Here is a 20,751-nt window from a genome sequence, read left to right on the forward strand (position 1 = left end):
CGCTGCCCCTGCCAAGAGACGAGGAGCAGGTCGCGAGGAACGAGCGGCCGCACGACGAGGAGCGCCGGCAGGGGCTCCGTAAGCGGCCGGCGGCGAGCGAACACAAAAGGAGAGCCCCCGGCGGCGAGCGAACACCGAATATAAGGTATCCGGGTGACTCACTCTCGTTACCTCCGCTATCCGCATCTGCACGGCAGCCTGCTGACGTTCACCGCCGAGGACGACGTGTGGATCGCTCCGCTCGACGGGGGCCGTGCCTGGCGGGTGAGCGCGGACAACATGCCGGTCGACCACCCGAGGTTCTCCCCGGACGGGGCGCGGATCGCCTGGACTTCCACCCGGGACGGCGCACCCGAGGTGCACGTGGCCCCGGTGGAGGGTGGGCCTGCGACGCGGCTGACGCACTGGGGGGGCTACCAGACCTCGGTGCGCGGCTGGGCCTCGGAAACCGAGGTGCTGGCGCTCACCGCGGCCGGGCAGGCCTCCACCCGTCGCACGTGGGCGCACGCCGTTCCGCTCGACGGCGGCCCGGCGCGCCGGTTGCCGCACGGACCGGTCGGTGACGTCGCCTACGGCCCGGGCGGCGCCACCTTGCTGCTTTCGGCCACGATGGGGCGGGAGGCCGCGTACTGGAAGCGCTACCGGGGCGGGACCGCGGGCAAGCTGTGGATCGACCGGGAGGGGGACGGGGAGTTCGTCCGGCTCCACCAGGACCTCGACGGCAACATCGAGTGCGCGCTGTGGGTGGGTGACCGGATCGCCTTCCTCAGCGACCACGAGGGCGTGGGCGCGCTCTACTCCAGTCTTCCCGACGGGTCCGATCTGCGCCGGCACTCCCCGGTCGACGGCTTCTACGCCCGGCACGCCGCCACCGACGGCTCCCGTGTGGTCTACGCCAGCGGGGGCGGGCTGTGGCTGGTCGAGGACCTGGCGGGTGCCGCTCCGCGGCGTCTGGACCCGAGGACCGGGGGGTCCCGGGTGGACCTGACCCCGTACCCGGTGCGCCCCAACCGGTACCTCGGCGGGGTGGCCCCGGACCGGACGGGCCGGGGGAGCGCGGTCGAGGTCCGCGGAACCGTGCACTGGGTGACCCACCGGGAGGGCCCGGCCCGGGTCCTGACGGACCGGCCGGAGGTGCGCGCCCGGCTGCCGCGGGTGCTCGGGGACCAGGTGGTGTGGGTGACGGACGCGGAGGGCGCGGACGCGCTGGAGTTCGCCCCGAGCACCGGCACCGTGCCGGGGTCCACTCCGCGGCGGCTGGCTGCCGGGCAGCTCGGCAGGGTGCTCGACCTGGCCGTCTCACCGGACGGCCACCGCATCGCGGTCGCCTCCCACGACGGACGGGTGCTGCTGGTCGAGGCGCAGACCGGCGAGGTGCGGGAGGTGGCGCGGAGCGAGTACGGCGACGCCGACGGGCTGGTCTTCTCGCCGGACTCCAACTGGCTGGCCTGGTCCCACCCAGGCCCGGAGCCGCTGCGCCAGGTGAGGTTGGCCAATGTGACGGACCTGTCCGTGGCGGACGCCACTCCGCTGCGGTTCAGGGACTTCTCCCCGGCGTTCACCCTGGACGGGAAGCACCTCGCCTTCTTGTCGGAACGCAGCTTCGACCCGGTCTACGACACGCACGCCTTCGACTTGTCGTTCCCGGCCGGCTGCCGTCCGTACCTGATCACGCTGGCGGCGGCCACCCCGTCCCCGTTCGGTCCGCAGCGGCACGGCCGACCGGCGGACAGCTCGGACAAGAGCGACGACGAGAACCGTGAGGGCTCCAGGGGCGAGGGCGAGGAATCGACCCCGATGACCCGGGTCGACCTCGAAGGGCTGGCTGACCGGATAGTGCCGTTCCCGGTCCAGGCCGACCGCTACTCTTCCCTGCGCGCGGCCAAGGGCGGGGTGCTGTGGCTGTGTCATCCGCTCCAGGGCGTGCTGGGAGCGAGCCTGGCCACCCCCGACGCGGAACCCCCGGGGCCGGCCCTCGAGGTGTTCGACCTCACCACCCACCGCCTGGAGGAGCTCGCCGACGACGTGGTGGACTACGCGGTCACCGGGGACGGCTCCCGGTTGCTGCTGGTCCAGGACGGCAAACTGCGGGTGGTGCCGTCCGACCGCAAGCCGTCCGACGCCGACGACAAGGTCACCGTGGACCTCTCCCGGGTGAGGGTCACCGTGCGCCCGGTCCGCGAGTGGCGACAGATGTTCGACGAGACCGGCCGGCTGATGCGGGACAACTTCTGGCGTCCTGACCTCGGCGGCGTGGACTGGGACGGGGTCCTGGACCGGTACCGGCCCCTGCTCGACCTGCTGTCCACCCACGACGACCTGGTGGACCTGCTCTGGGAGGTCCAGGGCGAGCTGGGCACCTCGCACGCCTACGTGGTGGCCCACCGGGGTCGGGCGAGCGCGCTGTGGAGGCAGGGGCTGCTCGGCGCGGACCTGGAACGCGACCAGGACGGCGTGTGGCGCGTCGCCAGGGTCCTGCCCTCGGAGAGCTCCGACCCCAAGGCCCGTTCCCCGCTGACCGCGCCGGGTGTCTCGGTGCGGGCCGGGGACGCGCTGCTGGCCGTGGACGGCCGCCCGGTCGATCCGGCCACCGGTCCTGGACCGCTGCTGGTGGGGACCGCGGGCACCCCCGTGGAGCTCACCGTGGGCCCTGCCGACGGCGGGGACCCGCGCCACGTGGTGGTGGTGCCGGTGGCCGACGAGGAGCCGCTGCGCTACCACGACTGGGTAGCCGGCCGCCGCGCCTACGTCCACCAGCGGTCGGACGGCCGGATCGGTTACCTGCACGTTCCGGACATGGTCGGCTCGGGCTGGGCGCAGCTCCACCGCGACCTGCGGGTGGAGGTGGCCAGGGAGGGTCTGGTGGTGGACGTCAGGGAGAACCGGGGCGGCCACACCTCGCAGTTGGTCATCGAGAAGCTGGCCCGTCGGATCGTCGGCTGGGACGTGCCGCGTGGCATGCGGCCGTCGAGCTACCCGCTGGACGCCCCGCGCGGGCCGATCGTGGCGGTGGCCGACGAGTTCTCCGGCTCGGACGGTGACATGGTCAACGCGGCGATCCAGGCGCTGGGCCTCGGTCCGGTGGTGGGGGTGCGCACCTGGGGCGGGGTGATCGGGATCGACTCCCGCTACTCCCTGGTGGACGGCACCGGCGTGACCCAGCCGAAGTACAGCACCTGGCTGGAGGGCTACGGCTGGGACGTGGAGAACCACGGCGTGGACCCGGACGTCGAGGTGGTGTGCACCCCGCAGGACTACGCGGCCGGGCGTGACCCGCAGCTCGACAAGGCGATCGAACTGGCCCTGGAGACCCTGGCGAGGCAGCCCGCCGCGGCCCCGCCCGAACTGCCGGAGCTCGGGTGACCCGGCACCGTTACCATCCACCGTCGGCGTTGAGAGGGAGTGTTGTCCGTGGCCGGTGAGAGGCAGCCGGACTGTCTGTTCTGCAAGATCGTTTCAGGAGAGGTGCCGGCGACGGTGGTCCGGGAGACCGAGACCACCGTGGCGTTCCGCGACATAAACCCGCAGGCACCGACCCACGTCCTGGTCATCCCCAAGGTCCACTACCCGGACGCGGCCACCCTGGCAGCCGCCGAGCCGGGAGTGGCGGCGGACGTGCTCCGGGAGGCCGGTGCGGTCGCCGACGACGAGAAGCTGGACTCCAGCGGCTACCGGATCGTCCTCAACACCGGCAGCGGGGCCGGGCAGACCGTGTTCCACGCGCACGCCCACGTGCTCGGGGGCCGCGGCCTGACCTGGCCTCCCGGCTAGCCGCGGCACCGGCGGTCACGATGCGTGAACTCGTCGTCCTGGGCACGGCGAGCCAGGTGCCCACCCGGCACCGGAACCACAACGGCTACCTGCTGCGGTGGGACGGCGAGGGCATCCTGTTCGACCCCGGTGAGGGCACCCAGCGCCAGATGCTGCTCGCCGGGGTGGCCGCCAGCGACCTCACCAGGATCTGCGTCACCCACTTCCACGGGGACCACAGCCTGGGACTCGCCGGGGTGGTGCAGCGGCTGAGCCTCGACCGGGTGCCGCACCCGGTCACCGCGCACTACCCGGCGACCGGGCAGGTGTTCTTCGACCGGCTGCTCCACGCCACGGCCTACCACCAGGTCGCGGAGGTGCGCGGCGCCCCGGTGCACCAGGAGGGGCTGCTCGAGGACACCGGGGCGTTCACCCTGTGGGCGCGCCGGCTGGACCATCCGGTGGACTCCTTCGGCTACCGGATCGTCGAGCCGGACGGCCGCCGGATGCTCCCGGAGGCGCTGGCCGCCCACGGCCTCGCCGGCCCGGCGGTCGGGCGGTTGGCCAGCGCCGGCGAGGTGGTCGCACCGGACGGTCACACCGTCACCCTGGACCAGGTCAGCGCGGTCCGCCGGGGGCAGCGGTTCGCGTTCGTCATGGACACCCGGCTCTGCGACGGGGCCTTCGCCCTGGCCGAGGGCGCTGACCTGCTGGTGATCGAGTCCACGTTCCTGGAGCAGGACGCGGACCTCGCCACCGAGTACGGGCACCTGACCGCGGCCCAGGCCGCGCGGGTGGCCGCCGAGGCGGGGGCGCGGCACCTGGTGCTCACCCACTTCTCGCAGCGTTACCCGGACCCGGCCGGGTTCCTCGCCGAGGCCCGCGCCCACTTCACCGGGCCGATCACCGTGGCGGCCGACCTGACGCGGGTGCCGCTGCCCCGCCGCCGGCCCCCCGCGGCGGGCACGTCCGCGGTACCGGGTGCCACGGGTCCGTCACGGACCGGAGCCTGACCGGCGCCCCTCGGGGGCGGGTCCCCCGGCGGGTGCGGGACCGGCGGCCGGTGGGGTAAAAGCGTTCGCGCCCGGGAGGTCGCCGCCGGTTACCATGGCCAGTGTCACAGCCCTCGAGAGAGAATCGGGATGAGCTGGCCCCCGTGGCCGACCCATGACTCAGACATCGCCCTCGCGGACCGGGTCCGCGCACCAGGCCCACGCCCGCATCGTGGTGCCTGCCAAACACCCCATGGTGACCGTCCTCGGCTCCGGTGACGCACTGCTGCGCGTGATCGAGGAGTCGTTCCCCGCCACCGACATCCACGTCCGTGGCAACGAGGTCAGCGCGACCGGAGACCCGGCGGAGGTCGCCCTGGTCCAGCGCCTCTTCGACGAGATGATGCTGGTGCTGCGCACCGGCCAGCCCATGACGGAGGACTCGGTGGAGCGGTCCATCGCGATGCTCCGCCAGGCGCAGGAGGGCGGCCAGACCGAGCGTCCCGCAGAGGTCCTGACCGCCAACATCCTGTCGAACCGGGGCCGGACCATCCGCCCGAAGACGCTCAACCAGAAGCGGTACGTCGACGCGATCGACAAGCACACGGTCGTCTTCGGCATCGGGCCCGCCGGCACCGGCAAGACCTACCTGGCCATGGCGAAGGCCGTCCAGGCGCTCCAGGCCAAGCAGGTCAACCGGATCATCCTCACCCGTCCCGCGGTGGAGGCCGGTGAGCGGCTCGGGTTCCTGCCCGGCACGCTCTACGAGAAGATCGACCCGTACCTGCGTCCGCTGTACGACGCGTTGCACGACATGGTCGATCCGGACTCCATCCCCCGGCTGATGGCGGCGGGCACCATCGAGGTCGCGCCGCTTGCCTACATGCGCGGGCGGACCCTCAACGACGCGTTCATCATCCTGGACGAGGCCCAGAACACCAGCACGGAACAGATGAAGATGTTCCTGACCCGGCTGGGCTTCGACTCCAAGATCGTGATCACCGGCGACGTGACCCAGGTGGACCTGCCCGGCAGCACCAAGAGCGGGCTGCGCCAGGTCCAGGACATCCTCCAGGGCGTCGAGGACATCCACTTCTCCATGCTGACCAGCACCGACGTGGTGCGGCACAAGCTGGTCGGGCGGATCGTGGACGCCTACGAGGCCCACCGCAGCCGCGAGGTCGAGGGCGTCCAGGACCCGCACCACGACGGCAGGCCCCGCGCCCCCCGACAGTCGTCCCGTCCCCAGAGCACCGAGAGCTGAGACCGGCCACCCCCCATGTCGATCGATGTGAACAACGAGTCCGGCTGGGAGGTCGATGAGCACCTGGTGCTCGACGTCGCCCGCCACGCCCTGGCGCGGATGCGCATCCACCCGCTCTCCGAGCTCTCGGTGATCTTCGTGGACGCCGACGCGATGGAACAGCTCCACATCCAGTGGATGGACGAGCCGGGCCCCACCGACGTGCTGTCCTTCCCGATGGACGAACTGCGTCCCGGCAAGGAGGACGAGGAGCCGCCGCAGGGGCTGCTCGGCGACATCGTGCTGTGTCCCGAGGTCGCCAAGAAACAGGGCGACGCCGCCGGGCACACCATGGACGACGAGCTGCACCTGCTCACCGTGCACGGCGTCCTGCACCTGCTCGGCTACGACCACGCCGAGCCGGAGGAGGAACGGGAGATGTTCGGTCTCCAGCAGGAGATCCTGCACTCCTGGCGGGCGCAGCGCGCCGCCCAGGACGACTGAGCCGCCGCGGTGGACGCGAAACGCACCGTCCGTGCCCGGCGTCGTCCCGGGCTCCCCGGCCCGGACGGAGCCTGAGGTGGCGGGGGACGTCACCGGAGGCTACCTGGCCGCCGCGGTGGCGTTGGTCGTGGTGGCCTGGTTGGCCGCGTGCGCGGAGGCCGGGCTCGCCCGGCTCTCCCGCTGGCGGGCCGAGGAGGCGGTGCGGGCCGGGCGGCGCGGCGGCGCCAAGCTGCTGGCGGTCACCGCCGACCCCACCCGGTACCTCAACGTCGCGCTGCTGGTCCGGGTCGGCTGCGAGATGGCCGCCGCGGTCCTGGTCACCCTGGTGTGCGCCGAGTCGTTCGACGAGAACTGGAAGGTGGTGCTCACCGCGGTCGGCGCCATGGTGCTGGTGTCGTACGTCGCGGTGGGGGTCTCCCCGCGCACCATCGGTCGTCAGCACCCGCTGAACACCGCCACCGCGGCGGCCTACGTGCTGCTGCCGCTGGCCCGGATCATGGGGCCGATCCCCCGCCTGCTGATCCTGCTGGGCAACGCCCTCACCCCGGGCAAGGGCTTCCGCCACGGCCCGTTCGCCTCCGAGGCGGAGCTGCGCGCCGTGGTGGACCTGGCGGAGAAGGACTCACTGATCGAGGACACCGAGCGCCGGATGGTGCACTCGGTGTTCGAGCTCGGCGACACCATCGTCCGGGAGCTGATGGTGCCGCGGACCGACCTGGTGATGATCGAGCGGTACAAGACCATCCGGCAGGCCCTGACCCTCGCCTTGCGCAGCGGGTTCTCCAGGATTCCGGTCACCGGGGAGAACGAGGACGACGTGGTGGGGGTGGTCTACGTCAAGGACCTGGCCCGCCGGGTGCACATCAACCGGGAGGCGGAGAGCGAGCCCGTCGCCACCGCGATGCGCCCGGCCGTGTTCGTGCCGGACACCAAGCCCGCCGGGGACCTGCTGCGGGAGATGCAGCGGGACCGCGGCCACGTCGCGGTGGTGGTGGACGAGTACGGCGCCACCGCCGGCCTCGTCACCATCGAGGACATCCTGGAAGAGATCGTCGGGGAGATCACCGACGAGTACGACCGCGAGCTGCCGCCGGTGGAGGACCTCGGCGGCGGCGAGTACCGGGTGACCGCCCGCCTGGACATCGACGACCTCGGCGACCTTTTCGGGGTGGAGATCCAGGAGGAGGACGTGGAGACCGTCGGGGGGCTGCTCGCCAAGGCGCTGGGCCGGGTGCCGATCCCGGGGGCCACCGCCGTGGTGGAGGGCGTCCGGATCACCGCGGAGAGCGTCGCCGGCCGCCGCAACCAGATCGGCACCGTGCTGGTCCGCCGGGAGCCCGAGGCCGAGCCCGAACCGCCGGAGGGGTCGGCCGCGGCACCGGACCCGTCCGGAGCCGAGGACTGACCCGCCGGCCCTGGCCGGCCGGGACGGGCGCCTACACTCACCGCATGAGCAACGAGAGCCCGGCCCCCGCCGAACTCGCCCCGGAGGACCGCAAGATCGTGACGTTGGCCCGTTCGGCCCGGGCTCGCAACGCCGCCGCCGAGGGCGCCGCGGTCCGGGACGAGACCGGACGCACCTACGTGGCCACGACCGTCACCCTGCCCTCGCTGCCGCTGAGCGCGGTGCGCACCGCCGTGGCCATGGCCGCCTCGAGCGGGGCACGCGGGCTGGAGGCCGTCGCCGTGGTCACCGACTCCGGCACGGCGGCCCCGGAGGACCTGGCCGCCGTGCGTGACCTCGGGGGCGCGGGCACCCCGGTGCTGCTCGCCGGGGCGGACGGCACGGTGCACACCACCGTGACCGCAGGGTGAACCGTCCGTCACGGGCCCGGGGGGTCGCCGGTCGGCGGGTGGGGACCGGCCGCGCCGTCGGGGAGAATGGGGGCATGAGCGTTCCCTCTTCCTCCGGCCCCGCCAAGGACCCCAGTGCCCCCGGCCCGTCCGGGGACACCGAGCGGCCCGCCGTCCACCGCTCCGGCTTCGCCTGCCTGGTCGGCCGTCCCAACGCCGGCAAGTCCACCCTGACGAACGCTCTGGTCGGCACCAAGGTCGCCATCACCTCGGGGCGTCCGCAGACCACCCGGCACACCGTGCGGGGCATCGTCCACCGCCCGGACGCCCAACTCGTCCTGGTGGACACCCCTGGACTGCACAAGCCCCGCACCCTCCTCGGGGAGCGGCTCAACGACCTGGTCCGGTCGACCTGGGCCGAGGTGGACGTGATCGGGTTCTGCCTGCCCGCCGACCAGCGGGTCGGCCCCGGGGACCGCTACATCGCCGGGGAGCTGGCCGAGGTCAGGCGCACCCCCAAGATCGCTGTGGTCACCAAGACCGACCTGGTGGACCCCGCGACCCTGGCGGAACGCCTGGTCGCCGTGGACCGGCTCGGCAAGGAGGCCGGCCTGGAGTGGGCCGAGATCGTCCCGGTGTCGGCCCTGCGGGACCGGCAGGTGGGGCTGCTGGCCGACCTGCTGGTGCCGCTGCTGCCGGAGGGACCGCCGCTGTACCCGGACGGGGACCTCACCGACGAACCGGAGCAGGTGATGGTCGCGGAGCTGATCCGGGAGGCGGCGCTGGAAGGCGTCCGGGACGAGCTCCCGCACTCGCTCGCCGTGGTCGTGGAGGAGATGCTGCCCCGGCAGGGGCGCCCGGAGGACAGGCCGCTGCTGGACATCCACGCGTTCGTCTACATCGAGCGCCCCAGCCAGAAGGGCATCGTCATCGGCGCCAAGGGAGCGCGGCTGAAGGAGGTCGGCACCCAGGCCCGCCGCCAGATCGAGGCGCTGCTGGGCACGCCGGTCTTCCTCGACCTGCACGTGAAGGTGGCCAAGGACTGGCAGCGGGACCCCAGACAGCTCCGCAAGCTCGGCTTCTGAGAGCCCTCCGGTCCGCCCCGCCCGCCGTGGTCAGGGGGATGCCCCGAAGAGCAGGGAGACCAGCTCCGCGGCGGGCTCCGGCACCTCCGGGTCCGCGAAGTACACCGTGCGGTCGCCCACGGTCAGGGCGTACCGGAAACCGTCCGGGACGCCGGGCGGCGGTGCCGCCCGGCCCACGGCGAGGGCCCTCAGGGCCAGGGCCCGCCACCGCTCGGCGTCGGGGCGGTCGGTGCTGTCCACCGCCGCCTCCCGGGTGGTGCCGGCGAATCCTCCGCTGCGCCTGACCTGGATACGCATGGCTCCAGCTTCCCTCGGTCCACCTCTTCAGGACGTGGGTTCCGGGGCCTCCTTCCCCGCTTGGTGGGGAACAGTCGTCCCGGAGTCGGACCCCCGGGTGGGCACCCCCACCCGGGACCAGGCCCCGGTCACCGCGCGGACCTCGGCGCCCGACCCGAAACGGGCCTCGGCGGCGGCCACGGTGAGCCGGGCGAACGAGGCGAAGTCGGCGTTCGGGGTCAGTTCGCCGCCGGTCAGCACGTCGTACCAGACCTGGCCGGGACGTTCCCAGGCGTGCCCGCCCAGTTCCGTGGCGAACAGGTAGAAGGCGCGGTTGGGGATGCCGGAGTTGATGTGCACGCCGCCGTTGTCGTCGGCGGTGTCCACGTAGTCGTCCATGTGCCCGGGCTGGGGGTCCTTGCCCAGGACGTCGTCGTCGTACGCGGACCCGGGCTCCTTCAGGGAACGCAGCGCCACGCCCTCCACCTCGCTGGTGAGCAGGTCCGCGCCGATCAGCCAGTCAGCCTCCGCCGCCGTCTGCCCCAGGGCGTACTGGCGCACCAGCGAGCCGAACACGTCGGAGACCGACTCGTTCAGCGCGCCTGACTGGTCCTGGTAGTCGAGGTTGGCGGTGTACTGGGTGACGCCGTGGGCCAGCTCGTGGCCGATCACGTCGAGCGACTTCGTGAAGTCGGTGAAGATCTCCCCGTCGCCGTCACCGAAGACCATCTGCTCGCCGTCCCAGAAGGCGTTCATGTAACGGCGGCCGTAGTGGACGGTGGCGTTGAGCCGCAGCCCTGACCCGTCGATGGAGTCCCGGGAGAAGGCGTCCAGGAAGAGCTTGAACGTGTCGCCCAGGCCCTCGTAGGCGCGGTTCACCGAGGGGTCGGCCACCGGACCGTCCCCCTCCGTGCGGACGATCCTGCCGGGCAGCCGTTGGTGCTGCTCGGCGTCCCCGATGGCGCGGTGGGGCTTGGGCCGGGCCTCGGCCCTGGGCCTGGCGGGCGGCGTCGGGGCACTGACCAGACCGATCCGTCGGTCACGGTGGACCGCGTCCAGGCGCAGCGCGCTGCGGGCGGCCTGGCGGACCGCTTCGCTGCCCGAGTCGGCCAGGCGGTCCAGGAGGTGGGGCGGGACGATGCCGCAGAAGACAGGGTTGACATCCATGTCACCCAACGTGGCAGAAAGGCCACAGCCTGTCACCCGATCCGGCGATGATTCCTAAAAAGGGGTGGAAAACTACGACGGGGGCTGTACCACCCGGCGGCGGAGGGGTAGGGGGCGGCGGAGTCGCAGCCCGTACGTCGTCCACCCGCCGTCCCAGATAGTGGGAAGCCGCTGGCGTGCGCTTCGGCCCGCGGCGCCGCTCGGCTAGGCTCGACCCCATCATGCGCTTCGGGCTGCTCCTCCTTAGCTGCCGCGGCGAGGGCCGGTAACAGGCTGACTCCTTCGCCGCGGAGTACGGCGCTGCGCGCTCCCCGCCCGCCGCCGTCGGCCGCAGCAGACCCGACCACAGGAGTACGTCGCCCCATGCGTTCCACCCCGCCGGTAGGCCGGCCCACCCCCATCACCGCGCACACCGTCACCCAGCGCCCTTCCGGGATGCCGATCCACCGGTACGCGCCGTTCCAGCCCGTCGAGCTGCCCGACCGGACCTGGCCCAACCGGCGGATCACCAAGGCCCCCCGCTGGCTCTCCACCGACCTGCGCGACGGCAACCAGGCGCTGATCGACCCGATGTCCCCGGTCCGCAAGCGGGCCATGTTCGACCTGCTGGTGTCCCTGGGCTACAAGGAGATCGAGGTCGGGTTCCCCTCCTCGGGCCAGACCGACTTCGACTTCGTCCGCTCCATCATCGAGCAGGACGCCATCCCCGAGGACGTCACCATCTCGGTGCTCACCCAGGGGCGGGAGGAACTGATCGAGCGGACGGTGCGGTCCCTGGTCGGGGCGCCCCGGGCGACGGTCCACCTGTACAACGCCACCTCGCCGGTGTTCCGCCGGGTGGTCTTCGGCAACGACCGGGAGGCGACCAAGGCGATCGCCACCGAGGGCACCCGGCTGGTCATGGGGTACGCGGAGAAGCTGCTGGGCGACGCGACCGTGTTCGGCTACCAGTACTCGCCGGAGATCTTCATCGACACCGAGCTGGAGTTCGCCCTGGAGGTCTGCGAGGGCGTGATGGACGTGTGGCAGCCCGAGGAGGGCCGGGAGATCATCCTCAACCTGCCGGCGACCATCGAGCGGGCCACCCCGAACGTCTACGCCGACCAGATCGAGTGGATGTCCAGGAACCTCTCCCGCCGTGAGTTCGTCTGCCTGTCCACCCACCCGCACAACGACCGCGGGACCGCGGTGGCGAGCGCCGAGCTGGCCGTGCTGGCCGGCGCCGAGCGGGTCGAGGGCTGCCTGTTCGGCCAGGGAGAGCGGACGGGGAACGTGGACCTGCTCACGCTGGGCATGAACCTGTTCAGCCAGGGGGTGGACCCGCAGATCGACTTCTCCCGGATCGACGAGATCCGACGCACCGCCGAGTACTGCAACCAGATGGAGATCCACCCCCGCCACCCGTATGCGGGCGACCTGGTCTACACGGCGTTCTCCGGCTCCCACCAGGACGCCATCAAGAAGGGCTTCGAGGCGCTGGAGGCCGAGGCGGCCTCCCGCGGTCAGTCCGTGGACGAGATCCAGTGGAACATGCCCTACCTGCCGGTCGACCCCAAGGACGTGGGCCGCTCCTACGAAGCGGTGATCCGGGTCAACTCCCAGTCGGGCAAGGGTGGCGTCGCCTACGTGCTGAAGGCCGAACACCGACTGGAGCTGCCCCGGCGGATGCAGATCGAGTTCTCCAAGACCATTCAGGCGAAGACCGACGCGGAGGGCGGCGAGGTCACCCCCGCCCAGATCTGGGCGGCGTTCCAGGACGAGTACCTGCCCACCCCGGACCGCCCCTGGGGCCGGATCCAGCTCAGCTCCCACCAGGCGTCCACCACGGTGGACGGCCGGGACTCACTGACCGTCGAGGCCGTGGTGGACGGCGAACCCGCCGTGCTGACCGGGACCGGGAACGGCCCCATCGCCGCGTTCTTCGACGCCCTGGCCGCGATCGACGTGGACGCGCGACTGCTGGACTACGCCGAGCACACGCTGAGCGGCGGCGCCGACGCGCAGGCCGCGGCCTACATCGAGTGCGCCATCGGCGACGAGGTGCTGTGGGGCGTGGGCATCGACGCGAACATCGTGCGCGCGTCCCTGAAGGCTGCGGTGAGCGCGGTCAACCGAGCCTCCCGACGCGGCGACTGACCTTCCCCGCGGGGCTGGACCGGCGGCACGACCGCAGGGCGGCACCCGGTGCCCGACGTGGCACCGGGTGCCGCCCTTCTCGTTTTGGCTTGAACTCTGCGGGCACGCGGTGCTGACTCGATGTCACTTGGTATGGCACCATCACGCCACCGGCACCGTTGCCGAAGCGTTATCGGACTGCTGTCCAGCGGCGCCCCGGTATCAGCCGCGGTGCTGGTGAGCGTACGAGGCGGGGAGTGTTTGGTGCAGATTTGGGGCCTGTGTATCTGGGGCGTGCGCACCGCGTGGCGCACCGAGGCGGACGGCGAGTTCTACTGCCCGGAGTGCGGTGGCGACCGCGGCTACCGCAGACGCGGCGGGACGCGAAGACTCACCGTGCTGGGTGTTCCGTTGCTGCGCCGCGGCTCCGCGGGCACGGTCGTGGAGTGCTCCGGATGCCGGACCCGCTACGGCCTCGAAGCCCTGGAACGTCCCACGAGTACCCGGTTCTCCGCGATGCTGCGTGACGCCGCCTACACCGTCGCCCTCGCCGTCCTGGTCGCCGGAGGCGCACAGAGCCGCCAGGCCAGGGACGCCGCCACCACGGCGGTCCGCGAGGCGGGATTCCCCGAGTGCACCGAGGAACGGCTGGACGCCATGCTGACCGCGCTGGCCGAGGACACCGACGAGCCGGCCTACCTGGAGTACGAGGACGCCATCGACGGCTGTGGGAGCTGGCTCTCCATCGAACTGCACGAGGTGCTCGAGCCACTGGCCGAACACCTCGCCCCGCAGGGCTGCGAGCGCATCCTCCTCCAAGGAGCACGCATCGCCCTCGCGGACGGCCCGTACCTCCCGGCGGAACGGGACGCGCTCGCCGCGATCGGCCGGTGCCTGCTGATGACTCCGAAGCGGACGCAGGGGGTGCTGGAGGCGGCGGAACGGACGCCGTTCTGATTGTGTTCGCTCGCCGCCGGCCGCTTGGGGGTGCCCCTGCCGGCGTTCCTCAGACCTGCTCCCTCGTTCCTCGGTCGCTGGTCTTCGTCTCTTCGGCAGGGGCAGCGGCCTTTGGCTCGCTCACGTCTTCGCGACGCCGGGGCGAAGGTGCACGACGCTGCGGCGTGGTGGGGTTCGCTCGCTGATGTTGGTGTCTCGGGGGCGGGGTGTGCGGCACGCCTGGGCTGGGGATGCGGAACAATGGTTGGGTGAGCCAGCCAACCGAGCGAACCGGCCAGGGGTGGGCCGGATGAGCCTGTTCCGTGACGACGGCGTGGTGCTGCGCACCCAGAAGCTGGGCGAGGCGGACCGGATCATCACCCTGCTCACCCGGCAGCACGGCCGGGTACGGGCGGTGGCCCGCGGGGTGCGCCGCACCAAGTCGAAGTTCGGTGCTCGCCTGGAACCGTTCTCCCACGTGGACGTGCAGTTCTTTGCCCGCGGGAGTGAACTGCTCGGACGTGGGCTGCCGCTGTGCACCCAGGTGGAGACCATAGCCCCGCACGGCGGCGAGATCGTCGGCGACTACCAGAGGTACACGGCGGGGACGGCGATGCTGGAGACCGCGGAGCGGTTCACCGACAGCGAGGGCGTGCCGGCCGTCCAGCAGTACCTGTTGCTGGTCGGGGCGCTGCGCACGCTGGCGGCCGGTACCCACGAGCCGCGTCTGGTGCTGGACGCGTTCCTGTTGCGTTCGCTGGCCGTCAACGGGTACGCGCCCAGCTTCGACGACTGCGCCAGGTGCGGACTCCCTGGACCGAACAGGTTCTTCTCGGTCGCCTCCGGGGGCACCGTCTGTGGCGATTGTCGGCCCCCGGGCAGCGTCGTACCCTCGCCGGAGTCCCTGGAGCTGCTGGGGGCGCTGCTCGCCGGGGACTGGGCGACCGCTGACGCGTGCGAACCGCGGTTCAGCCGTGAGGGCAGTGGCATGGTCGCCGCCTACCTACAGTGGCACCTCGAGCGGGGTCTCCGCTCCCTGAGATACGTGGAGAAGTAGCGCATGGCACGTCGTGGGATCCTCAGCCGGCAGCGTCGCGAGTACCTGCCGCCCGAACCGCATCCCTCGGGGGCCCAACCGCCCAAGCTGCCCGGAGAGCTGGTTCCCGGCCACGTGGCGATCGTCATGGACGGGAACGGCCGGTGGGCCAAGGCGCGCAACCTGCCTCGCACCGAGGGCCACAAGGTCGGCGAGGCGGTGGTGCTCGACGTGGTCAGGGGCTGCATCGAACTGGGGGTGCGGAACCTGTCCCTGTACGCGTTCTCCACCGAGAACTGGAAGCGTTCACCGGACGAGGTCCGCTTCCTGATGAACTTCAACCGGGACGTGATCCGCCGCCGCCGGGAGGAGCTCGGCGCCATGGGGGTGCGCATCCGCTGGGCCGGTCGGATGCCCAAGCTGTGGAAGAGCGTTGTCCACGAGTTGCAGATAGCGGAGGAGCACACCCGCGACAACGACCTGATGACGCTCTACATGTGCGTCAACTACGGTGGGCGGGCCGAGGTCGCCGACGCCGCGCAGGCACTCGCCCGGGATGTGGCGGCGGGCAGGGTGGACCCGTCCAAGGTCAACGAGAAGCTGTTCGCCCGGTACATGTACTACCCGGACATGCCGGACGTGGACCTGTTCATCCGTCCGTCCGGTGAGCAGCGGACCTCCAACTACCTGATATGGCAGTCGGCGTACGCGGAGATGGTGTTCCAGGACGTGCTGTGGCCGGACTTCGACCGCAGGAACCTGTGGGCGGCGTGCGAGGAGTACGCCTCCAGGGACCGCCGTTACGGCGGGACGTTGCCCACCGCCGCACGGAACTCCTAGCTGGTGGCCCCCGGGCAGCGCCCGGGGGCCACCCAGCACGGCGCCGTACTTGGGTGGGCGCGGTTTTCTCGTCCAGTGACAGCGATCACCGGTTTACGGTGTAAATGAAAGCGCAAACTTTTCCACAGTACTACCTGAGCCGGTACGCTGTGCTCATGGACACACCGCGATGCGCATCGGCGGCACCGGACACGTCAGTGGAGTTCGACGTGTTCGCCCGCGGCTGCCCTTCCCGGCCCGTCCTTGAACACCTCACCGGTCGCTGGGGAACGCTCGTCCTGGCCGCCCTCGCCAAGGGGCCCACCCGCTTCGGAGCGCTGCGCCGCCGGGTGGACGGGGTCAGCGAGAAGATGCTGTCCCAGACGCTGCACCTGCTGGAGCGCGACGGGTTCGTCCACCGCGAGGTGCGCAGCACCATCCCGCCGCACGTCGAGTACCGCCTCACCGAGTTGGGCGCGGACACCGCGCCCCGCCTGCTGGCCCTGATCGAGCACCTGGAGGCCCGCATGCCGGAGATCCTCGCCGCCCAACACCGCCACGGGGCGGGCTCGGCTGAGTGACGTCCCCTCGGGGACGTCAACGCCAGGTGCGCTCGATCCCGGTCGGGTTGTCGCCGGTCACCGGACCGATGAAGTCCTCCATCGCGCCGCGAGCTCGTCCATCGCCGTGTCCTCGGTGCGCTCGTCCAAGGCTGCCTCCGTGACCGGTCCCTTCCGGATGCCCCCGGGGCCCCGGTCGATTCCTGTCCGCCCGGCCGGTTCGGGCCGGCGGTAGCCGTCACGGGTGGCCGGGACGCCTGCGGCGGTCCTCGGGGCGGCAGGCGGTCACTTGTCCGCGTCGACACTTCGACTTATGCTTTCTAATCGTAAGTGGTTACTTTTCGAAAGTAATCGCCGCGCCGAAGGAAGCCGCGCCATGCCCAACGCCGCGTACGAACGATTCCTCTCCGAAGCGGGACCCCGGAGCGCCGCGCAGTCCCTCTGGACCGCCGCGGACGGCCCCCTCCCGGCGCTCTACCTGAGCCACGGTGCCCCGCCACTGCTGGACGACGCCGACTGGATGCGCCAGCTCAACGCCTGGGCCCTGTCGATGCCCAAGCCGCGCGGCATCCTCGTCGTCAGTGCCCACTGGGAGGCCGCGCCCGTCGCGGTCACGGCTCCCGCCGCGGCGACGCCGCTCGTCTACGACTTCCACGGGTTCGAAGAGCGCTACTACCGGATGACCTACCCCAGCCCGGACGCCGGTGACCTCACCCGCCGCGTCGTGGCCGCGCTGCCGGAACGGGTCCACGAGCACCCCGACCGGGGGCTCGACCACGGCGCCTGGGTCCCCCTCAAGGCGATGTACCCGCTCGCCGACGTCCCGGTCGTGCAGCTCAGCATGCCGACCCTCGCCGCGGAGCCCCTGCTGGACGTCGGGCGCAGACTGCGTGCCCTGCGCGACGAGGGCGTTCTCGTCGTCGGCTCGGGCTTCATGACCCACGGGCTCCCGTTCCTCACCCGCGAGATCATCGGGGGCGCGGTGCCGGAACCCGCCTGGTCCGTGGACTTCGACGCCTGGGCCGCCGACGCGCTGCGCCGCAACGACCTCGACGCGCTCGCCGACTTCCGGACCAAGGCGCCGGGCATGCCCTACGCCCACCCCACCGTCGAGCACTTCAGCCCGCTCTTCGTCGCCCTCGGCGCTTCGAGCGCCGGGGCGGAGCGGGCCAGGAGCGTCATCGACGGCTACTGGTGGGGGCTGTCCAAGCGCTCGTTCCAGGTGGCCTGACCGCGCCTGGGCTCCGCCGGTGTCACCCGGGGGTGCCCGTCCAGCCGCCCGCGCGGTTCAATCCCCGGCGCACTGGGCGCAGGTGCCGAAGATCTCCATCGTGTGTGCCACATCGACGAACCCGTGGTCGGCCGCGACCCCTTCGGCCCACTTCTCCACGGCCGGACCCTCGACCTCCACCGTCCGCCCGCAGGAGCGGCACACCAGGTGGTGGTGGTGTCCCCGGCTGCACCGCCGGTACATGGCCTCGCCCTCGTCGGTGCGCAGCACGTCCACCTCGCCCGCGTCGGCCAGGGACTGCAGGGTGCGGTAGACCGTGGTCAGCCCCACCGAGTCGCCGCGGTGCCGGAGCAGGTCGTGGAGTTCCTGGGCGCTGCGGAACTCGTCCACCTCGTCGAGGGCGGACGCGACCGCGGCGCGCTGCCGGGTCGCCCGGCCGCGCGTCGGGGGGTTGGCGGTGTTCACCGGTTTCTCCTCCTCGAGACTGGCCGTGCTGTCCTTCCGGCACATTGTGCCAGTAAGGCAACCCTAAACGGGTAGGTCGCCCTTGGGCGTGACCGAAGGGAGCGTGGGGAGGCGCTCGTCCGGGCGCTCCGCCTCCGCCCTGCGGGCGCGCCGCGCGGCCAGCGGCGTCGCGATCGCGGTGACCACGAGGAAGACACCGATGGCCAGGACGACGATGGTGGCTCCGGAGGGGGCGTCCACGTAGTAGGTGGAGACGGTGCCGGACAGGGTCACCGTCACGCCGATGGCCACGGCGATGACCAGGGTGCTGGCGAACGCCCGGGTGAGCTGTTGGGCGGCGGCGACCGGGATCACCATCAGGGCGCTGACCAGCAGCAGTCCGACCACCCGCATGGCCACCGTGACGGTGACTGCGGCGGTGACCGCCAGGGTGAGGTTGAGCAGGCGCACCGGCAGACCGGTCACCCGGGCGAACTCCTCGTCCTGGCAGACCGCGAAGAGCTGCCTGCGCAGCCCCAGGGTCACCGCCATCACCAGTCCGGCGAGCACGCTGATCACGATGACGTCGTCCTCGGAGACGGTGGTGATCGAACCGAACAGGTAGGAGAGCAACTGGGCGTTGCTGCCGTCGTCGGAGAGGTTGATCAGCAGCACACCGCCGGACATCCCGCCGTAGAAGAGCATGGCCAGGGCGATGTCGCCGTGGGTCTTGCCGTGGGCGCGGATCAGCTCCATGGCCACCGCGCCGAGGGTGGCGACCAGCACGGCCATCCAGACCGGGTCGGCGCTGAGCAGGAAGCCGAGCGCCACTCCGGCGAGCGCCACGTGGCCGATGCCGTCACCCATGATCGCCTGTCGGCGCTGCACCAGGTAGATGCCGACCGCGGGTGCGATGACCCCGATCAGTGCCGCGGCGATCAGCGCCCGCTGCATGAACGCGTGGTCGAGGAACTCCAGGGTCATGGCTGACCTGCCCAGGTGTCGAGGAAACCGGTCCGCCCCGGCTCCGTGGTCGCGTGCGGGTGGACGTGGTCGTGTCCGGGCAGCGCGTGCGGCCCGGTGGCGGCGGGCGGGGCACCCTCGTGCACCACGAGGCCGTCGCGCAGCACTACCGCCCGGTCGATCAACGACTCGAGGGCGCCGAGCTCGTGCAGGACCAGCAGCACGGTGGTGCCCGCCGCGACCCGCTGGCGCAGGGTGTCGGCCAGGACCTGCTGGCTGGCCAGGTCAACGCCGGCCATCGGTTCGTCCATGATCAGCAATTCGGGATCGGACGCCAGCGCCCGGGCGATCAGCACCCGCTGGTGCTGGCCCCCGGAGAGCGCGTTGACCGAGTCGTCCGCCCGGTTCGCCATGCCGACGAGCTCCAGGGCCCAGGTCACCGCCGCCCGGTCGGCGCGCCCGAGTGGGCGCAGCCCGGTGCGGGAGAGCCGACCGGTGGAGACCACCTCGCGCACGGTCGCCGGCACCCCGCTGGCCGCGGTGGTGCGCTGCGGTACGTAGCCGATCCGCCGCCACTGCCGGAAGCGCCTGCTCGGGGTGCCGAACAGCTCCAGCTCCCCGGTGGTCAGCGGAACCTGGCCGACCACCGCCCGGATGGTGGTGGACTTGCCGGAGCCGTTCCCGCCGAGGAGCGCCACCACCTCGCCGCGGTGGACGGTCAGGTCCACCCCGCGCAGCACCGGGCGCCCTCCGAGGGACGCGGTGGCGCCGCGCAGGGACACCACGGCGGGCGGGTGAGCCGCGCCGCTGTCGGGTGTCGTCGTGCGGGGTTCCGGCCGCTGCTTGGAGCGGCCCGCGGGAGCGGTCACGATGCCTCCAGGGCGACGCGTAGTTCCTTGAGGTTCTGCCGCATCACTGTGAAGTAGGTGCTCTTCTCCGGGTCGCTGACGCTCTCCAGGGGATTGAGCACCGCGGTGCGCAGGCCGAGGTCCTTGGCGAGCGTCTTCGCGGTCTTCGGGCTGGCCTGCGACTCGAAGAAGATCGTGGTCACCTTCTCGTCCTTGACCGTCTCCTCCAGGTCGGCGAGGCGGGCGGGGCTGGGCTCGGCCTCGGGGTTCACCCCGTTGATGGCCACCTGCTTCAGGTGGTAGCGCTCGGCCAGGTAACCGAACGCGGAGTGGGTGGTGACGAAGGTACGGTTCTGCACGGTGGCCAGGCCCTCCTGGAACTCCCTGTCCAGCGCCTTGAGCTCCTTGACCAGCGTCGCGGCGTTGGCCCGGTAGTCGTCGGCGTGGTCCGGATCGACGTCCGAGAGCTCGTCCCGCACGCCCTCGGCGACCTTGGCCAGCCGGGTGGGATCCAGCCAAATGTGCGGGTCGCCGTGGTCGTGGTCGTGGCCGCCCTCCTCGTCGCCGTGCTCCTCGCCCTCGTGTTCCACCAGGGCGGAGTACTCGGTGGCCTCCGCGACGTGGTCCACGCCGGCCTGCTCGACGGCCTCGTCCACCGCCGGTTGCAGGCCCTTGAGGTAGACCACCAGGTCGGCGTCGCCGAGCTCGCCGGTCTGCCGCGCGGAGAGTTCCAGGTCATGGGGCTCGGCACCGGGCTTGACGAGGTTGGTGACCTTCACGTGCGTCCCGCCCACGCGCTCGGTGACGTACTGCAGGGGGTAGAGGGTGGTGGTGGCGTCCACCCGGCCGTCGTCACCGACCGCCTCGTCCGAGGCGCATCCGGTGGCGCCGAACACGACGAGTGCGGCGACTCCGGCCACGGAGGCGGATATGAGCGGATCACGTACGTTCATGAAAATCATTATCAACAAATCTGGAAACGGTTGTC

At 71.8% G+C, this 20,751-nt stretch carries 20 protein-coding genes; 14 read left to right on the plus strand and 6 right to left on the minus strand.

Going from position 1 to position 20,751, the window contains the following annotated elements:
- Positions 1–153: 153 nt before the first annotated feature.
- The 8 genes from A3IG_RS0125900 (at position 154) to era (ending at position 9,368) form a co-directional block, all read left to right on the plus strand.
- Positions 154–3,363 carry a S41 family peptidase gene (locus tag A3IG_RS0125900; RefSeq protein ID WP_018386498.1) on the plus strand — a complete coding sequence of 1,070 codons (3,210 nt, stop codon included), beginning with the start codon at positions 154–156 and terminating at the stop codon, positions 3,361–3,363.
- 48 nt (positions 3,364–3,411) lie between these two features.
- The gene (locus A3IG_RS0125905) at positions 3,412–3,771 is read left to right on the plus strand and encodes a histidine triad nucleotide-binding protein (RefSeq protein ID WP_026220676.1); all 360 of its coding nucleotides are present in this window, start codon (positions 3,412–3,414) and stop codon (positions 3,769–3,771) included.
- 20 nt (positions 3,772–3,791) lie between these two features.
- Positions 3,792–4,763 carry a ribonuclease Z gene (locus A3IG_RS31355; RefSeq protein ID WP_018386500.1) on the plus strand — a complete coding sequence of 324 codons (972 nt, stop codon included), beginning with the start codon at positions 3,792–3,794 and terminating at the stop codon, positions 4,761–4,763.
- A 154-nt stretch (positions 4,764–4,917) separates the two neighbouring features.
- Positions 4,918–6,006, plus strand: a complete 1,089-nt coding sequence (locus A3IG_RS31360; protein ID WP_018386501.1) for a PhoH family protein — start codon at positions 4,918–4,920, stop codon at positions 6,004–6,006.
- A gap of 15 nt (positions 6,007–6,021) precedes the next feature.
- Positions 6,022–6,489, plus strand: a complete 468-nt coding sequence (gene ybeY, locus A3IG_RS0125920) for an rRNA maturation RNase YbeY (RefSeq protein ID WP_018386502.1) — start codon at positions 6,022–6,024, stop codon at positions 6,487–6,489.
- 76 nt (positions 6,490–6,565) lie between these two features.
- The gene (locus A3IG_RS0125925; protein ID WP_018386503.1) at positions 6,566–7,894 is read left to right on the plus strand and encodes a hemolysin family protein; all 1,329 of its coding nucleotides are present in this window, start codon (positions 6,566–6,568) and stop codon (positions 7,892–7,894) included.
- Between the two features lie 44 nt (positions 7,895–7,938).
- The gene (locus tag A3IG_RS0125930) at positions 7,939–8,304 is read left to right on the plus strand and encodes a hypothetical protein (protein WP_018386504.1); all 366 of its coding nucleotides are present in this window, start codon (positions 7,939–7,941) and stop codon (positions 8,302–8,304) included.
- A gap of 74 nt (positions 8,305–8,378) precedes the next feature.
- Complete coding sequence (gene era / locus A3IG_RS0125935; RefSeq protein ID WP_018386505.1) at positions 8,379–9,368, plus strand: GTPase Era; 990 nt, start codon at positions 8,379–8,381, stop codon at positions 9,366–9,368.
- A gap of 30 nt (positions 9,369–9,398) precedes the next feature.
- On the opposite strand, the gene A3IG_RS0125940 is transcribed toward era, so the two are convergent.
- Complete coding sequence (locus A3IG_RS0125940) at positions 9,399–9,665, minus strand: protealysin inhibitor emfourin (protein ID WP_018386506.1); 267 nt, start codon at positions 9,663–9,665, stop codon at positions 9,399–9,401.
- Between the two features lie 27 nt (positions 9,666–9,692).
- A complete protein-coding gene (locus A3IG_RS0125945; protein ID WP_018386507.1) occupies positions 9,693–10,811 on the minus strand; it encodes a M4 family metallopeptidase in 1,119 nt (372 codons plus the stop codon).
- Between the two features lie 363 nt (positions 10,812–11,174).
- On the opposite strand from A3IG_RS0125945, the gene leuA reads away from it, so the two are divergent.
- The 6 genes from leuA to A3IG_RS0125975 all read left to right on the plus strand — a co-directional run bounded on the left by leuA (position 11,175) and on the right by A3IG_RS0125975 (position 17,508).
- Complete coding sequence (leuA, locus tag A3IG_RS0125950) at positions 11,175–12,947, plus strand: 2-isopropylmalate synthase (RefSeq protein WP_018386508.1); 1,773 nt, start codon at positions 11,175–11,177, stop codon at positions 12,945–12,947.
- Between the two features lie 240 nt (positions 12,948–13,187).
- Entirely contained in the window at positions 13,188–13,883 is a 696-nt protein-coding gene (locus tag A3IG_RS0125955) for a TerB family tellurite resistance protein (RefSeq protein ID WP_026220678.1), read from the plus strand.
- Between the two features lie 289 nt (positions 13,884–14,172).
- A complete protein-coding gene (gene recO, locus A3IG_RS0125960) occupies positions 14,173–14,919 on the plus strand; it encodes a DNA repair protein RecO (protein ID WP_018386510.1) in 747 nt (248 codons plus the stop codon).
- 3 nt (positions 14,920–14,922) lie between these two features.
- Positions 14,923–15,738, plus strand: coding sequence for an isoprenyl transferase (locus tag A3IG_RS0125965; RefSeq protein ID WP_018386511.1), 816 nt, complete (start codon positions 14,923–14,925; stop codon positions 15,736–15,738).
- 155 nt (positions 15,739–15,893) lie between these two features.
- Complete coding sequence (locus A3IG_RS0125970; RefSeq protein WP_040912369.1) at positions 15,894–16,298, plus strand: winged helix-turn-helix transcriptional regulator; 405 nt, start codon at positions 15,894–15,896, stop codon at positions 16,296–16,298.
- Between the two features lie 355 nt (positions 16,299–16,653).
- Positions 16,654–17,508: a dioxygenase family protein gene (locus A3IG_RS0125975; RefSeq protein WP_018386513.1), complete on the plus strand. Its 855-nt coding sequence runs from the start codon at positions 16,654–16,656 to the stop codon at positions 17,506–17,508.
- Positions 17,509–17,565: 57 nt separating this feature from the next.
- Here A3IG_RS0125975 and A3IG_RS0125980 read toward each other — a convergent pair whose 3' ends face one another.
- The 4 genes from A3IG_RS0125980 to A3IG_RS0125995 all read right to left on the minus strand — a co-directional run bounded on the left by A3IG_RS0125980 (position 17,566) and on the right by A3IG_RS0125995 (position 20,716).
- Entirely contained in the window at positions 17,566–17,973 is a 408-nt protein-coding gene (locus tag A3IG_RS0125980; protein WP_026220679.1) for a Fur family transcriptional regulator, read from the minus strand.
- Between the two features lie 63 nt (positions 17,974–18,036).
- Positions 18,037–18,936, minus strand: a complete 900-nt coding sequence (locus A3IG_RS0125985) for a metal ABC transporter permease (RefSeq protein WP_018386515.1) — start codon at positions 18,934–18,936, stop codon at positions 18,037–18,039.
- On the minus strand, positions 18,933–19,784 hold the full coding sequence (locus A3IG_RS0125990) for a metal ABC transporter ATP-binding protein (RefSeq protein ID WP_018386516.1): 852 nt from the start codon (positions 19,782–19,784) through the stop codon (positions 18,933–18,935). The genes A3IG_RS0125985 and A3IG_RS0125990 overlap by 4 nt, the downstream gene beginning before the upstream one ends.
- Entirely contained in the window at positions 19,781–20,716 is a 936-nt protein-coding gene (locus tag A3IG_RS0125995; protein WP_018386517.1) for a metal ABC transporter substrate-binding protein, read from the minus strand. The genes A3IG_RS0125990 and A3IG_RS0125995 overlap by 4 nt, the downstream gene beginning before the upstream one ends.
- Positions 20,717–20,751: the final 35 nt, after the last annotated feature.

The organism is Wenjunlia vitaminophila DSM 41686 (assembly GCF_000380165.1).
Taxonomy (GTDB): domain Bacteria; phylum Actinomycetota; class Actinomycetes; order Streptomycetales; family Streptomycetaceae; genus Wenjunlia; species Wenjunlia vitaminophila.

What these genes read in the sequence shown, in the direction of transcription:
- A3IG_RS31355 (WP_018386500.1), top strand. Translation starts at nt 3,792, where the DNA reads ATGCGTGAACTCGTCGTCCTGGGCACGGCGAGCCAGGTGCCCACCCGG.
- A3IG_RS31360 (WP_018386501.1), top strand. Translation starts at nt 4,918, where the DNA reads ATGACTCAGACATCGCCCTCGCGGACCGGGTCCGCGCACCAGGCCCAC.
- ybeY (WP_018386502.1), top strand. Translation starts at nt 6,022, where the DNA reads ATGTCGATCGATGTGAACAACGAGTCCGGCTGGGAGGTCGATGAGCAC.
- A3IG_RS0125930 (WP_018386504.1), top strand. Translation starts at nt 7,939, where the DNA reads ATGAGCAACGAGAGCCCGGCCCCCGCCGAACTCGCCCCGGAGGACCGC.
- era (WP_018386505.1), top strand. Translation starts at nt 8,379, where the DNA reads ATGAGCGTTCCCTCTTCCTCCGGCCCCGCCAAGGACCCCAGTGCCCCC.
- A3IG_RS0125940 (WP_018386506.1), bottom strand. Translation starts at nt 9,665, where the DNA reads ATGCGTATCCAGGTCAGGCGCAGCGGAGGATTCGCCGGCACCACCCGG.
- A3IG_RS0125945 (WP_018386507.1), bottom strand. Translation starts at nt 10,811, where the DNA reads ATGGATGTCAACCCTGTCTTCTGCGGCATCGTCCCGCCCCACCTCCTG.
- leuA (WP_018386508.1), top strand. Translation starts at nt 11,175, where the DNA reads ATGCGTTCCACCCCGCCGGTAGGCCGGCCCACCCCCATCACCGCGCAC.
- recO (WP_018386510.1), top strand. Translation starts at nt 14,173, where the DNA reads ATGAGCCTGTTCCGTGACGACGGCGTGGTGCTGCGCACCCAGAAGCTG.
- A3IG_RS0125965 (WP_018386511.1), top strand. Translation starts at nt 14,923, where the DNA reads ATGGCACGTCGTGGGATCCTCAGCCGGCAGCGTCGCGAGTACCTGCCG.
- A3IG_RS0125970 (WP_040912369.1), top strand. Translation starts at nt 15,894, where the DNA reads ATGGACACACCGCGATGCGCATCGGCGGCACCGGACACGTCAGTGGAG.
- A3IG_RS0125975 (WP_018386513.1), top strand. Translation starts at nt 16,654, where the DNA reads ATGCCCAACGCCGCGTACGAACGATTCCTCTCCGAAGCGGGACCCCGG.
- A3IG_RS0125985 (WP_018386515.1), bottom strand. Translation starts at nt 18,936, where the DNA reads ATGACCCTGGAGTTCCTCGACCACGCGTTCATGCAGCGGGCGCTGATC.
- A3IG_RS0125995 (WP_018386517.1), bottom strand. Translation starts at nt 20,716, where the DNA reads ATGAACGTACGTGATCCGCTCATATCCGCCTCCGTGGCCGGAGTCGCC.